General features: G+C 65.6%; 13 protein-coding genes. 5 read left to right on the top strand and 8 right to left on the bottom strand.

Annotated elements, in window-relative coordinates; all coding sequences use genetic code 11:
* Positions 1–54 precede the first annotated feature (54 nt).
* Positions 55–645 (top strand): TetR/AcrR family transcriptional regulator, encoded by a 591-nt coding sequence (locus tag NNX37_RS15860; protein WP_255793722.1) that lies wholly within the window; start codon positions 55–57, stop codon positions 643–645.
* Here NNX37_RS15860 and NNX37_RS15855 read toward each other — a convergent pair.
* From NNX37_RS15855 to NNX37_RS15845, 3 genes are all read right to left on the bottom strand, one after another.
* Positions 642–2753 (bottom strand): FAD-dependent oxidoreductase, encoded by a 2112-nt coding sequence (locus NNX37_RS15855; RefSeq protein ID WP_255793721.1) that lies wholly within the window; start codon positions 2751–2753, stop codon positions 642–644. The two genes, NNX37_RS15860 and NNX37_RS15855, sit on opposite strands and share 4 nt — an antisense overlap.
* 76 nt (positions 2754–2829) lie before the next feature.
* Positions 2830–4086, bottom strand: a complete 1257-nt coding sequence (gene fmdA, locus NNX37_RS15850; RefSeq protein ID WP_255793720.1) for a formamidase — start codon at positions 4084–4086, stop codon at positions 2830–2832.
* Between the two features lie 33 nt (positions 4087–4119).
* Positions 4120–4434 (bottom strand): FmdB family zinc ribbon protein, encoded by a 315-nt coding sequence (locus NNX37_RS15845; RefSeq protein WP_255793719.1) that lies wholly within the window; start codon positions 4432–4434, stop codon positions 4120–4122.
* A 399-nt stretch (positions 4435–4833) separates the two neighbouring features.
* Here NNX37_RS15845 and NNX37_RS15840 point away from each other — a divergent pair, with 399 nt between their 5' ends.
* The gene (locus tag NNX37_RS15840; protein WP_255793718.1) at positions 4834–6768 is read left to right on the top strand and encodes a BCCT family transporter; all 1935 of its coding nucleotides are present in this window, start codon (positions 4834–4836) and stop codon (positions 6766–6768) included.
* Positions 6769–6853: 85 nt separating this feature from the next.
* Here the strand turns inward: NNX37_RS15840 and NNX37_RS15835 are convergent, their stop codons facing one another.
* Positions 6854–7882 carry an isopenicillin N synthase family dioxygenase gene (locus tag NNX37_RS15835; protein ID WP_255793717.1) on the bottom strand — a complete coding sequence of 343 codons (1029 nt, stop codon included), beginning with the start codon at positions 7880–7882 and terminating at the stop codon, positions 6854–6856.
* Positions 7883–8043: 161 nt separating this feature from the next.
* Here NNX37_RS15835 and NNX37_RS15830 point away from each other — a divergent pair, with 161 nt between their 5' ends.
* Positions 8044–8556, top strand: coding sequence for a glutathione peroxidase (locus NNX37_RS15830; RefSeq protein ID WP_308206338.1), 513 nt, complete (start codon positions 8044–8046; stop codon positions 8554–8556).
* A 54-nt stretch (positions 8557–8610) separates the two neighbouring features.
* On the opposite strand, the gene NNX37_RS15825 is transcribed toward NNX37_RS15830, so the two are convergent.
* Positions 8611–9495, bottom strand: coding sequence for an NAD-dependent epimerase/dehydratase family protein (locus tag NNX37_RS15825; RefSeq protein WP_255793716.1), 885 nt, complete (start codon positions 9493–9495; stop codon positions 8611–8613).
* 114 nt (positions 9496–9609) lie between these two features.
* Entirely contained in the window at positions 9610–10545 is a 936-nt protein-coding gene (locus NNX37_RS15820; RefSeq protein WP_255793715.1) for a Cof-type HAD-IIB family hydrolase, read from the bottom strand.
* A 105-nt stretch (positions 10546–10650) separates the two neighbouring features.
* Between NNX37_RS15820 and NNX37_RS15815 the strand changes: the two genes are divergently transcribed.
* Positions 10651–10950 carry a type II toxin-antitoxin system VapB family antitoxin gene (locus NNX37_RS15815; protein ID WP_255793714.1) on the top strand — a complete coding sequence of 100 codons (300 nt, stop codon included), beginning with the start codon at positions 10651–10653 and terminating at the stop codon, positions 10948–10950.
* Positions 10943–11617: a LytR C-terminal domain-containing protein gene (locus NNX37_RS15810; RefSeq protein WP_255793713.1), complete on the top strand. Its 675-nt coding sequence runs from the start codon at positions 10943–10945 to the stop codon at positions 11615–11617. The genes NNX37_RS15815 and NNX37_RS15810 overlap by 8 nt, the downstream gene beginning before the upstream one ends.
* A 60-nt stretch (positions 11618–11677) precedes the next feature.
* On the opposite strand, the gene NNX37_RS15805 is transcribed toward NNX37_RS15810, so the two are convergent.
* Positions 11678–12385 carry a DsbA family oxidoreductase gene (locus NNX37_RS15805; RefSeq protein WP_255793712.1) on the bottom strand — a complete coding sequence of 236 codons (708 nt, stop codon included), beginning with the start codon at positions 12383–12385 and terminating at the stop codon, positions 11678–11680.
* Between the two features lie 112 nt (positions 12386–12497).
* A complete protein-coding gene (gene aceB, locus NNX37_RS15800; RefSeq protein ID WP_255793808.1) occupies positions 12498–14129 on the bottom strand; it encodes a malate synthase A in 1632 nt (543 codons plus the stop codon).
* Between the last annotated feature and the right edge of the window lie 110 nt (positions 14130–14239).

The raw sequence follows: 14239 nt of genomic DNA, 5'->3' as shown, positions 1-14239 counted from the left end.
AAGGGGAAATCCTCATCAAACGAACTGGTTGGTTGGCTTAGCTAGACTACAGGTATGAGAACCGACGGCGAAGCCACGCGGGCCAGGATCCTGGCCGCAGCACGAGAAGAATTTGCCCGTTACGGACTGGCCGGAGCCCGGGTGGACCGCATTGCCGAAGAGGCACGGGCCAGCAAGGAACGGCTTTACGCGTACTTCGGCGGGAAGAGTGCGCTGTTCGCTGCAGTGCTGGCCGCAAATCTCCAGGAGACCACGGACCAGCTTCCCCGGGACGCGCTGGACCTTCCCGGGTTTGTGGGCGCCCTGTACGACCATGCGGTGGAGCACCCCGCGCATCTGCGCATGCTGGACTGGGCCCGGCTCGAGGGTGCGCCGGAAACGCCCGCGCCCTGCGGCCGCCCGGGGCCGGCACCGGCCGATATTGCCGCCGCCCAGGCGCAGGGGATCATCGATGCAGCCTGGGATCCGGATGACCTGATGACCCTGCTTTTCTCGCTGGCCACAGCCTGGGCGCAGTCCCCGGACCTGCTCTACACCGGCAGGACCGAGGATTCCGCTGCTGCCCGCGGACGACGCCGGCAGGCCGCCATTGCTGCGGCCTGCCGGCTTCTCGCACCCGCGAAGGGCGAAGCGCTGCCTATCTAGAGGTCGGTGCTCACCTTCCAGGATGAGTGGATGGCGCCGTGGATGTAGTTGACCTCACCGGCGTCGCCGACGACGTCGCAGGTGATGTCCGCGGCCCGCAGCTCGTCCGCCAGCGGTGAGGCCGACGTCGTGCCGTCCGCGTAGACCACCATGTCTGCGGGGGCGGAGAAGCTTTCCCCGCCCACGGTCCACTCGACGCTCTTCTCGGTGATGCGGGTGATCGAGGCATTGCGGTGGATCTTCACGCCGTGCTTTTCGGATTCCTTCACCGCAGTCCAGCGGCGCGGCATGGCCAGCGGCAGGCCGAGCTGCTGCTTTTCATGCAGCAGCGTGACCCGGCGTCCGCGCTCGGCGAGGAACTCGGACAGCTCCAGGCCCACGAGTGAACCGCCGATCACCACAACGTCCTTACCCATCGGCAGCCAGACCTTGGTGAACTGGCGGACGAACTCCGGGCTCTTGGTCACGCCGGAGAGGCGGCCGAGCTTGCCCAGGGTGCTCAGCACCGCGCCGGCCTCCTCGGCGGTCGCCGTGCCGAGCATCATGGCCCGCAGCGTGTCGCCGGTCTGCACAATCGGCAGGTCGCCGCCCGGGAAGTCCGGCTTGGGCCGGACCGCGCCGGTGGCCACGATCACGTGGTCCGGATGCAGGGCGCGGATGGACTCCACGGTGGCCTTCGTGTTCAGCTTTACCGCGATGTTCAGGCGCTTAATTTCGGCCTTGAACCACTTCAGCAGGCGTTCGTTGTCCGGAGTGGTCATGGTGGAGAACCACATGGTGCCGCCGAGACGGTCCGACTTGTCCACCACGGTGACCCGGTGGCCGCGTTCGGTCAGGACCCGGGCGCTTTCCAGACCTGCCGGGCCGGCGCCGACAACCACTACGTGCTTGGTGGCGGAGGCGGGCTTCAGCGGCAGCAGCGTCTCGTTGCCCAGCGCCGGGTTGACCGCGCAGAAGGGAGTGTCGTCGAAGAAGTTTTCCGCGACGCAGAGGTAGCAGTTGATGCAGGGGCGGACCTGGTCGAACTTGCCGTCCCGGAGTTTGTTCGGCAGCTCCGGGTCGGCCAGCAGCTGGCGTCCCATGGCGGCGAAGTCGATCTGGCCCGCGGCCAGGGCCTTCTCGGAAACCTCCGGCAGCATCCGGCCGACAGCGATCACCGGGACGCTGACGTGCTTCTTGATCTCGGCGGCGTTCTCAAGGTAGGCGCCGACCTTGTTGGGCAGCGGCCCGTCGGTGAAGTTGTCGAACGGGTTGCGGCCCCAGCCGGTGACATGGATGGCGTCGGCACCGGACTTTTCGAACAGCTTCGATGCCTCGATCGCCTCGTCGAGGGTCAGGCCGCCCTCCTGTCCGTATTCCTCGCCGGCAACGCGGACCAGGACGGCCAGGCGGTCACCCACCCGCTTCTTCACAGCGCTGATGACCTCGCAGGCGAGCCGTGCCCGGTTTTCCAGGGAGCCGCCGTATTCATCCGTGCGCAGGTTGTCCCGCTGGTTGAGGAAAACCCCGAGGATGTACCCGTGCGCTACGTGGATTTCGATGGCGTCGGCGTCGGCCATGGCCACGCGTTCAGCCGCATCGGCCCAGGTGGAGACCAGCCAGGAAATGTCCTCGGCCGTCATCTCGTGATAGGCGGTCTGCTTGCCGGCGGTCGCGGCGCCCATCCTGCCGAGCTCTTCGCGGGTGCTGTCCGCCAGTGCGGACATGTCGTAGGTGTAGTCCGGCTGGTTGGGTGCGAGCACGGGCCGATCATTGGCCACGTCCACCCGGGCTACCTTGCCGTGGTGCGTGGACTGGATGCAGAGCTTGCTGCCCGCGGCGTGGACGGCGTCGGCCAGCGCCTTGAGGCCGGGAATGTACTTGTCATCCGACAATCCCGGTTCCTTCATGGACGCCGCGCCGTGCGGGAACGCGATGGCGCAGGCACCGGTGATGATCAGCCCGGCGCCTCCCGCGGCACGGGCCACGTAGTGATCGATTTCGGGCTGTTCAATCTCGCCGTGCTCGGAGACGTTCATGTCCATGGCCGGCAGGACGATTCGGTTGTGCGTTTCCATGGGGCCCATGCGGCCCGGGGCCATGAGGTGCGGGAAAGTTTTGGTATTCACAGGGGTATTTTAGCGCCGTTGTGTACACCGTAAACGCGGGGCGCGGCCGGCCCGCATCCCGCCCGGCCGCTGCGGCTCAGGTGCGGCTTGCCCGGGGCGCCCCGATACCCGGGTCGATCTGGAAGGGTCCGGCAGCCGATGGGCGGACATCGAAGTCGAAAATGGACGTCGGAATGTACACGGTGGAACACGAATTGGGGATGTCCACCACTCCGGACAGGCGCCCCTCGATGGGCGCGGCACCCAGCAGCAGGTAGGCCTGTTCGGGGCTGTAGCCGAACTTCGTCAGGTAGTCGATCGCGTGCAGGCAGGCCCGCTGGTAGGACAGGTGCGAGTCGAGGTAGCGTTGCTCGCCGTCGAGCGTCACCGACGTGCCCGAAAAGGCGATCCACTCGCTGAACTGCGGATCAACGTTGCCGGGCATAAAGACTGCGTTTTCGGAGACGCCGTAGGTCTCCATGCCGCCCTTGATGAGGTCCACCCTCAGGTCGATGAACCCGCCCATTTCAATGGCGCCGCAGAAGGTGATTTCGCCGTCGCCCTGGGAGAAATGCAGGTCACCCACCGAGAGGTTCGCGCCGTCCACAAACACGGGATAGAAAACCCGGCTGCCCTTGGAGAGGTTCTTGATGTCCTGGTTTCCGCCGTTCTCCCGGGGCGGTGCGGTGCGGGCGGCCTCCGCACCCACCCGCTCCCACTGGTTCCGGGGCAGGCCCCCAAGTACGGCGTGTTCGGCCTCCGGGGGCAGCGCCAGCGGCGGCACCCGGTGCGGGTCGGTGGCGATCAGGTCGCCTTCCCGCCGGTTCCACTTCGCCAGCAGGGCCGACGACGGCGCGGTTCCCATCAGTCCGGGATGGATCAGGCCGGTAAAGGAGACGCCGGGGATGTGCCGGGACGTGGCAGTCTGGCCCGTGAAGTCCCAGACGGCCTTGTAGGCGTCGGGGAACTGTTCGGTAAGGAAGCCGCCGCCGTTCTCCCGGGCGAAGATCCCGGTATAGCCCCAGCCCTGTCCCGCCAGCGGTCCGGAGTCCTCCTGCGGAATGGGGCCGACGTTGAGGATGTCCACCACGAGCAGGTCGCCGGGACGCGCCCCTTCTACGGCAAACGGACCGCTGAGCTTGTGCACGGTCAGCAGCGGAGCGTTGAGGATGTCCTCGGCGGAATCGTCGTTGACGATTGCGCCGTCGAACCATTCGCGGCAGTCCACGCGGAAGGACTCACCTGGGCGCAGCACTGCAACGGGCGGTATTTCGGGATGCCACCGGTTGTGCCCCAGCTTTTCCTGGTCCTCGAACTTCCGGGACGAATCAAGGGGAAAGACGGTCTTGGGCATGGCTTCTCCTTTGGAGTAGGAACAACCGGGGAACTAGTCGGGGCGGGGCAGCTTTCGGTGGAGCGGATTGGTGGTGATGTTGCCGGCCGGACGGGTGCCGGACAGCGGGCCGGGGGAGCGGACGACGTCGGGTTCCGCCGCCGAGCGCCGGGTGGACTCGATCAGCCGGTACGCACTGGAGGAGGCGCGCGAGAGGTTGGGTGCGGTGAAGCGACGACCGGAGGGCGCCCCGCAGACGGGGCAGGGGAGGGAAGCGGGGGCGGAGCCCATGGCGAGCTGCACCTCGAAATCGGCGCAGGTGAACCCGGCTGAACCGCTGGCAGCGCAGCGATAGGCGTAGAGCGGCATGTCGAAAGCCTTTCGATCACCGCGGGAGCGCCATGGACTGGAAACAGCGGTGCCGCTCCGGCTTGCCCGACAGCCTAGGGACGGGGCCGGAGCGAGTCAACGGTAGGTGCGCGATGGCGATATCCGGCTGGCCGGAATTGTTTCCGAAAATTATGAAAAGAAATCATAAAGGGATATTAGTATCAGGACTTTTCGCTATTCCTACCGATTTCATCGGTGAGTAAAGTGCAATACTTTCGCGGCGCAGGGCTATGAATGGAGCATGGTTCGAGCGCTTTCGCTCGATTGGTCCTGCCGCGGTATCAGTGCTATGCGGCCGCTTCTGCGATTGATCGAGAGGGCACCGCTGCAATCCATGATTTACAGTAATTGGCGCTTTGTGCACTAAAGTTTAGCGTTATGAATTCCGAGTCTTCACCTCCAGAGCACGTCTCAGGCAGTACCGACGGGTCCAGCGTGTCCGGGTCTCCGGTGCGCAGGGCTGCCGACCGCCCTGTCGAGCGTGTCAAAAAAGCGCTGCGTACTGCTGCTTCCGCCCCAGCGCTCAGCCTCCATCCCGGGCTGGTCCCGGGCATCAGCGTTGAGGACACCGGGGTCAACTATCCGACCCGGCGCGGTGTGTTCATTTTTGCCATGGCCATCTCTCTGGCCGTTCTGGCGTGGGCGATTTTTGCGCCCAGCAACCTCAGTTCCGTGGGCACCGGCATACAGGGCTGGGTGGTTGTGCATTTCGGCTGGCTGTTTAACGCCACCATGGTTGCCGCCGCGATCTTCATGCTGGTGGTTGGCTTCGGGCCGACCGGCAAGATCCGGCTGGGGGCCGACGACAGCACGCCGGAGTACTCCACCACGTCCTGGGTCTCCATGCTGTTCGCAGCTGGTCTGGGCATCGCGCTGATCTTCTACGGGCCGATGGAACCGCTCAGCCATTTCCTTTCCCCGCCGCCCTCGACCGATGCCGAGGCCGGTAGCTCCGCCGCCATCCTGCCGGCCATGTCGACCACCTTCCTGCACCAGGCCAGTCTCGCCTGGATCATCTACGCCCTGGTGGGCGGCGCCCTGGCCTACGCCTCGTTCCGGCGCGGCCGGCTGCCGCTGATTTCGTCGCTGTTCGAACCGGTCTTCCCCGACGGCAACAACCGGGTGCTGGGAAAGATCATTGACGTTTCCGCCGTGCTGGTGACACTGTTCGGCACCGCGACCTCGCTGGGCATCGGCGCGCTCCAGATCCGTACCGGAGTCTCGATCATCACGGGCCAGGAGCTGGGCAACGGCTTCGTCGTCGTCGCCATCAGCCTCCTGACGGTTGTCTTCACCATCTCCGCCGTCGCCGGCATCAAGAAGGGCATCCGACTGCTCTCCAACCTCAACATGACCCTGGTCATTCTGCTGACGCTCTTTGTCCTTCTGACCGGGCCGACGTTCTTCCTGCTCGATCTGCTGCCGGCCTCGCTCATCGCGTTTGTCGGCAACATGCCGGACATGCTGACCGTCTTCGCCGGCCAGGGTGCCGAGCAGGAGGACTTCCTGACCGGCTGGACCACCCTGTACTGGGCCTGGTGGATCTCCTGGTCGCCGTTTGTGGGAATGTTCATCGCCAAGATCTCCAAGGGCCGCACCCTGCGCCAGTTCGTCACCGTCGTCGTCTTCGTTCCCTCGGCAATCTCCATCGCCTGGTACACGGTCTTCGGCGGCACCGCCATCTGGATGAACCAGAACGGGGTGGACCTGACCGTGAAGGACAACGGCGAGAACGTCATGTTCGATCTGCTGGCCAACCTGCCGCTCAGCTCCCTGACGCCCATCGTGTGCATGCTCGCGATTATGGTCTTCTTCGTCACCGCCGCGGACTCGGCCGCCAACGTCATGGGCTCGATGTCCCAGTCGGGCCGGCCCGTGCCCTCGAAATCGGTGACCATCATCTGGTCGGCTGCACTCGGGCTGATCGCCTTGTTCCTGCTGCTGGCGGGGGGTCACAACGCCCTCTCGGGACTCCAGGCCATCATGGTGACCTGTGCCCTGCCGTTCACCATCATCCTCGTCGGCGTGATGGTGTCCTGGGCCAAGGACCTGCGCAACGACCCACTGATGATCCGGCGCCGGTACGCGCTGGAGGCCATCAACGGCGGCGTGCGCCGCGGCATCGACGAGCACGGCGACGACTTCGTCTTCGGCACCGCGCACGTGCCGGAGGCTGAAGGCGCCGGTGCCGACTTTGAGAGCGACGACCCCGCCCTCACCGATTGGTACACGGACAACGTGCAGACCCCGGACATCGTGGAGGGCCCGGAGGAGGAGCATTCGGGCAAGGTGAAAGCCGGCACCGTCGAATAACGCTCTTGCCGAACTGAAAGCGGAAGCGGGAACCGCAGGGTTCCCGCTTCCGCAGCCGTCGAGAATGCCGTCGGGCTGAGCCGGCTTACTTCCCCACAAGCTCCGGGTGGTGCAGCTGAGCCACCTGCGGATGCGCCCGCAGCCAGCCCTTCAGGACATTGGCGCCGTAGGAGGCCAGCATGGGGTTGTCCGGATCATCGGAGATGCCGCGGGACTGTGCAGCCAGCTCGGCGGGAAGCTGCACGGGGTCAATCACGGAGTCCAGCCGCGGGGACCAGAAGAACGGGATGGCGTACCGGTCCACGCCCGGCGCCGGAGCCAGCACGCGGTGGATGGTGGCGGAGAGGTAGCCCTGCGTGGCTACCTCAAGCATTTCGCCCAGGTTCACCACCAGCGCGCCGGGAATCGGTTCCACCGGAAGCCAGACGTCCGACTCATGCGGCTTTACTTCCAGGCCGCCCACCGAATCCTGCAGGAGCAGGGTGATGAAACCGTAGTCGGCATGCGCGCCGACACCCTGGGTGCCGGCTTCCTTCACCACGCCGCCCACGTAGTGGATGAGCTTGGCCATCCAGGCCGGGGTGTCCTCGAAGGGCTCGGTGAAGTGGTCCTCGGGCATTTCCAGGGACACTGCGATGGCACTGAGCAGTTCCGCTCCCACCCAGCTCATGGCCTCGGCCCAGTCCATGGCGGTGGCCCGAAGTTCGGGGAGTACCTGGTCCGGGAACTGGTTGGGCCCCTGAACCAGCCAGTACGGCTGGTCCGCGGGGTAGTCCGCCACGGGGGTGCGCTCGGGACCGAAGTCGACCTGCTCCCGGGCGTCCGGACGGCCCTTGGTGATTTCGGTGCCGAGCCGGGTGTAGCCGCGGAAGTGCGGGGAATTGCGGTTATCCAGAGCCAGTCGTTCCTCGAGCGGCAGGCCGAAGAACCGCTTGGTGATGTCGAACAGTTCGTCCACCCGTGCCTGGGCGGCACCGTAGCCGACCAGCTGGAAGAAGCCGATCCGGTGCGTGGCATCACGCAGTTGGTCGATGAACTCGGGATTGAAGGAGCCGTCGGCACTGCGTGCCGTGCTCAGGTCGAGGACGGGGATTGACTCTGGAATAGCGTTCATAGCGGCAAGTTATCACCGGGCCTGTCAAGTCGAAACCAAATGTTACGAAGTGCTATGAATCACGTCCCGGCGTTTCATCCCAGCCGACCGGACTGCCGGCAATTGGGTGTTCCGCCCGGGATGGGATGCAATAGAAAACAGGTCTATCGAAAGGGACACCCGTGGAGAACGACGCCGTGAACGACAACTTGTACGACATTCCCCTCACCATGCTGGACGGCACCGAGACCACCTTTGGAGAGCTGTTCCGCGGCAAGGCCGTGCTGGTGGTCAACGTGGCCTCGCGCTGCGGATTCACTTCCCAGTACGAGGGGCTGCAGGCGCTCTACGAAACGTACGAGGAACGGAACTTCAGCATCCTCGGCGTGCCCAGCAACTCCTTCGCCGGACAGGAGCCGGGCACGAACGAGGACATTGCCGAGTTCTGCTCGCGGAACTTCGGCGTCACCTTCCCGCTGACCGCCAAGACCGACGTCAACGGACCACACCGGCACCCGCTCTACGCCCTCCTGACCCGGTTCCATGACGGGGAACTGGGCGATGACATCGGCTGGAACTTCGAGAAATTCCTGATCACCGACAGCGGCGAGGTTGTCGGCCGCTTCGCGTCCAAGGTTGCACCCGGGGCGCCGGAAATGCAGGAATCAATCGAAGCGGTCCTGCGCCTGGAGTAGGTGGGGTCGGGCGGAACGGCCTGGACGACGACGGCGTCGTCCAGGCCGGGCCGCTTAGTTCCGGAGCGCGTTGCCTTCGGCGTCCAGATAATCCCGCCAGGACCGCTTCGGCTGCCAGCCGAGCAGTTTGCGGGCTTTGGCGCTGGAAATCCCGGAGGCATCCGGGCGGTCGAGGCCGCGCAGCTGAATCTGGTCGCCGTAGTTCTCCGACAGGATCTGCGCAAAGTCGTGGCCGCCGACGTTGTCGGGCGAGGCGATGTAGAAAAGCTCGTGGCCGGGCAGGTCCGATTCGGTGGCGAGCACAATGGCGTCGGCCAGATCGTACACATCCACATAGCTCCACAAGCCGGGGCTCAGTACCGAACTGTCCCGGACCTGGGGCCCAAGGTTCAGTTCGTAATTACCCTCGAACTGCACCCAGCTGGGCCGGATGGAGATGCACTGGATGTCGGAGCGGGCAACCGCGGCGTCCATCAGCTGTTCGCCGAAGTGCTTCGAGAGCGCATACGGGTCCTGGGGGTGCACCGGATGCTCTTCGTCCACCGGCGCGTAGTCCGGGAGGAAATCACGTTCGGGGAAGAAGAACCCGGGCACGGTTTCACTGGAAATGTAGACGAAGCGCTTCACTCCGAAGCGGACAGCGGCTTCCAGGATGTTGAACGTGCCCATGAGGTTGTTCTGGAAAACGACATGGGCGGGGTGGCCGGTGGGTTCCGGAATCGCGGCCACGTGCACCACGGCCTCCGCACCGCGGACGACGGCGAAGGCCTGGCCCGCGTCGGTGAGATCGGCCTTCATGTACTGAGGGGCTCCCGGCAGCTTGCGTTCGAAACCGGGCTGCGAGAGGTCGGTGGTCATGACCTCGTGCCCGGCGTCCAGCATGGCTTGAGTGACGGCGCGGCCTACTTTTCCGTGAGCGCCGGTAATGAGGACTTTCATGGATTCTCCTGGGGTTGCTGAGGATGCCGACAATACCGCCAACTACGGCCGGGCATTGCCTTTATTTCCCCACAAGCTCCGGGTGGTGCATCTGGGCCACCTGCCGGGAGCGGCCTAGACGACGACGGCGTCGTCCGCCGCTTCCCCGGCCGCCATGGCCACCCAGCGTTCAAAGAAGGCCGCGCCGGCGTCGTCGTGGATCAGCGATCCGGCGGTCAGCACCGGATAGGGCCTCACCGGGACGCCGTCGGCCGGCCGTACATCAACGTGCGCGACGTTGTACCCCAGCGCGTGCAGTTCATCCGCCATGGCGTAATCGGTCCGGGAATCGCCGACCGTCCGCCAGATCTGCGGAACCGGTGTTCCGTCGGCTTCCAGCAGGGACAGTGCACGGCGGGCACCCAGGTCCTTGCCCACGCCCATGGCTTCAATGTCCGTGGAGATGATGGTCGGATCAATCCGGAAGGCCACCGCACCGGAGGCGTCCGGGATCGCGTGCTCCAGCCGCCGGCCGCCCATCCCCGCCAGGGACATCTGCTCCAGGGCGTCGGCGTCGAAGCGGCGCTGGTCGGTGAGGTAGTCGGCGTTGTCCACCTCCACGTGCTGCTCCACGGACACCATGGCCAGCTTCGTTTCGTCGAAGAACATGGTTCCGGAGTACTTGGCGGCCACCAGGTCGCGGATGGCTTCGGCGTAGTCACCGGGTACCTTCAGCTCAGGATCCACCTGGGACTGCTGCGGACCGGCTCCGTCGAAGGAGAACCAGACGGCGCCCTTTTCGCAGACCGCGTGCAGCCGAACCCCCTCCGGCAGCCCGGCAGCCATCATCGGCTGCATGACCTGCTCGCGGATAAAGGCATCGGACCGGCCCGTGTTGAAGATGACCGGCCAGCCAGCGTTCGCCAGGGTCACCAGGTTCCGGATGATGGAGGGACGGACGCTCCGGGAGACGGGGCTGGCCACGGGGCCGTCGACGTCGAGCAGGAGACCGATTCGGGCAGCAGAGGTGTTCACCTCCCCAGTATCCCGTGTCCTGAGGCCGGACCGCATTTTGAGGTCACGGACACGGAAATAAGGGGATATTCGGAGGTTTTGAGCGCGGCGCGCCCGAGCAGCTCTGTTTCTTTGGTTGCGGATGTTCTCTACTCTGTATTAGTGATCTTCAAAGCTGTTGGCGACATACGCCCCTACCCTGACCATGGATACGTGACCCCGAAGGACTGGGCAGCGGTACCTCCCCGGCAGGTTCGCCTGGATGACCTGGTGACCACGAAGGCCACACTGGACCTCGGCGCACTGCTGGCCGAGGACTCCACCTTTTTCGGAGACCTGTTTCCGCACGTTGTCCAATGGAAGGGCACTATGTACCTCGAAGACGGACTGCACCGGGCCGTAAGGACGGCATTGCACCAGCGGACCATCCTGCACGCACGCGTGCTGGTCCTCGATGACTAAGGAACCCCCCGAGGGGCGTCACCGCGGCAACTCCGCGAAGAACGATCCGCGGGAATGGCACGGGCACCGGATCATCACCGGCGGCGAGCTGGGAGAGGTGTTCGCACCCACCGACGAGCCGGAGCTGGTACGGCGTGCGAAGCGGCGCAGGCGGCTGCACAACTCGGTGGTCGGGTTCCTCGCGGTCCTCGTGCTGCTGGCGGCGGTCCTGGCACAGGGATTGATTTCGGGGTGGGTACGGCTGCCGAGCGCAGCACCCGATACCCCGGCAGGTCCGGTGGACGAATGTCCGGCCGGGCCTTTTCCGTATCTGGACCCCGGTACCGTCACGCTCAACGTCTACAACGCGACCGCGTCGCCGGGCCTGGGCGGAATCGCGGGAAGCGCCCTGAGTGAGCGCGGTTTCCGGGTGGAGAACGTGGGCAACAGCAGTGTGAACCGTGCCGGCATGACGGCGCTGGTGGTGTCGGGGAGTTCCGGCCTCGCCGCCGCCTACACGGTGCAGCAGCATCTTCCCGGCACCGACTACGTCCTGGATGAGCGGACGGATGCCTCCGTGGACGTGGTCATCGGTTCCGCTTATGAGGGCCTCACCCCGCCGGAGCAGGCGGTTGCCGCCGGCCCGGGTGCGCTGAGCTGCCCGGGGTCCGCGACGCCGGACGAGTAAGGGTGCCGTCGTCCGGCTGTATCCGGCCGGCGTCGAGCGGGAAGGGGCTGCCCTGGCTCCCTAGCAGCCGTCCGGGCCGCAGGCCGGCCCGTCTACTGACGCCGGTGTCAGGTTCACCAGCGGGTGGGATTCCTGCCAGGCCTGTTCCAGGGCCGAGGAGAACAAGTCGGCCGGCTGCGCGCCGGAAATGCCGTACTTGTCATCGAGCACAAAGAACGGAACGCCGCTGATTCCGAGGGACCGGGCCTGCGCGATGTCCGCGCGAACGGCGTCGGCGTATTCATCCGTGGCCAGCATTGCCTTCACCCGGTCAGCAGAGAGGCCGATACCGGTGCCGATCTGCACCAGGTCTTCAGCTGCGCCGATGTCCATGCCCTTTTCGAAGTGGGCCGAAAGCAGCGCTTCCTTGGCGGCGTCGGCACCCTCCAGTCCGGCTTCCGCGCCGGCGAGGTGGATCAGCCGGTGGGCGGAGAAGCTGTTGGCCACGACGAGGGAATCGTAGTCGTAGGACAGTCCCTCGCCGGCGGCCTGGGCGGTGACCTGGTCCAGCATGCCGGCGAGCTGCGCGGGGTCGATGCCCTTGCGCTCGCTGAGGTATTCGACCTCGGTGCCGTCAAAGTGTTCGGGCAGGGACGGGTCCAGCTGGAAGCTGTGCCAGCGGACCTCCACTTCGTCCCGGTGCGGAAAGCGGGCCAGTGCGGTCTCGAAGCGGCGCTTGCCGATGTAGCACCACGGGCAGGCAATGTCGGACCAGATATCAATCTTCATATCCGGTGCAACGCAGAAAGGGCCGGGAGCCATTCCCGCGGGGGATACGGTAATGACTCCCGGCCCTTGCCGGGGCGGATACTGAAGCGGTATCCGCCTCACCCCTCAGGGGCTATGCCGCGGCCAGCTCCTGCGATTCATGCAGGAACCGGGCGTAGGCAGGCACGGTGAGGAAGGTGGGGAAATGCTCCCCGCAGGCGACTTCCTCAAAGAGCTCACGGGCGTCGTCGAAGCGGTCGCCGTCGAAGCGCTGCAGGCCCGCGAACTCCTCGTCGAGCAGCTCCTGGACCCACTGGTGCGTGACAATCTCGCCTTTGTCGGTCACGGCCGAGCAGTGGATCCACTGCCAGATCTGCGAGCGGGAGATTTCCGCCGTGGCAGCGTCTTCCATCAGGTTGTTGATGGCGGCCGCACCGTTGCCGCGCAGCCAGGATTCGATGTAGCGGATGCCCACCTCGATGTTGCTGCGGATGCCGGCCTCGGTGATGACGCCGGGAGTGGCAGCGATGTTGAGCAGTGCCTTGTCGTTGGGCACCACGTCTTCGCGGGTCTTCTCCAGCTGGTTGGGGCGGTCGCCGAGCACGCCGTCGAACACCTCCATGGCCACCGGCACCAGGTCCGGGTGCGCCACCCACGATCCGTCGAAACCGTCGCCGGCCTCGCGGGTCTTGTCGGCGCGCACCTTCTCCATGGCGACGTCGTTGGCTGCGGCGTCTTTGCGGTTAGGGATGAAGGCAGCCATGCCGCCGATGGCGTGGGCGCCGCGGCGGTGGCAGGCGCGGACCAGCTGCTCGGTGTAGGAACGCATGAACGGGGCGGTCATGGTGACCATGTTGCGGTCCGGCAGCACGAACCGGGGGCCGCGGGTGCGGAAATTCTTGATGACCGAGAAGATGTAGTCCCAGCGTCCGGCGTTCAGCCCGGCGGCGTGGTCCCGCAGTTCGTAAAGGATTTCCTCCATCTCGAAGGCTGCGGTGATGGTCTCGATCAGGACCGTGGCACGGATGGTTCCCTGCGGGATGCCGAGCAGATCCTGGGCGAGGACAAAGATGTCATTCCAGAGCCGTGCCTCGAGGTGGTTTTCAATCTTGGGCAGGTAGAAGTACGGTCCGCGGCCCTGCGAAATGAGGCGCTGGGCGTTGTGGAAGAAGTACAGGCCGAAGTCCACGAGGCCGCCGGCGATCGGGGTGTTGTCCACCAGCATGTGCTTTTCCGGCAGGTGCCAGCCGCGGGGGCGGACCACGATGGTGGGCAGGTCGGTGAGGGACGTACCCCGCACCCGGTACTCCTTGCCCTCCGGGGAGGTGAAGTCGATGCGGCGGTCCAGGGCGTCGCGTAGGTTCAGCTGGCCGTTGACCACGTTGGACCACGACGGCGTGGAGGAGTCCTCCATGTCCGCCAGCCAGACCTTGGCGCCGGAATTCAGTGCATTGATGGTCATCTTCCGGTCCACCGGGCCGGTGATTTCCACGCGGCGGTCCTCCAGCCCCGGCGCCGTGGGGGCCACCCGCCAGGTATCGTCCTCGCGGATGCTGCGGGTTTCGGCCAGGAACGAGGGGTCGGCGCCGTTGGAAATCTGCTGGCGGCGGGCCTGCCGCTGCTGAAGGAGTTCCTGCCGGCGGGAGGCCGTGGCCCGGTGCAGCGCCTTGACGAAATCCAACGCCTGCGGGGTGAGGATTTCCTCCTGCCGCCGCACTGCGGGTGCGGTGAGGGAAATGCCGTTCAGGGTGATCGGGTCATTCATGGCGCTCTCCTTGGGATCTTTCAAGACTGAAGGGTGCTGCTGCGGGGGCGCCGGCTCGGAGACGCCGTGGTCCGCAAAGCGCTCGAAATAGCGGCTGGCCAGGGTCAGGT

The organism is Arthrobacter zhaoxinii, from assembly GCF_024385505.1.
Classification (GTDB): Bacteria; Actinomycetota; Actinomycetes; order Actinomycetales; family Micrococcaceae; genus Arthrobacter_B; species Arthrobacter_B zhaoxinii.
The sequence above is the reverse complement of the archived record's forward strand: the minus strand, read 5'-3'. Positions and strand labels throughout refer to the sequence as shown.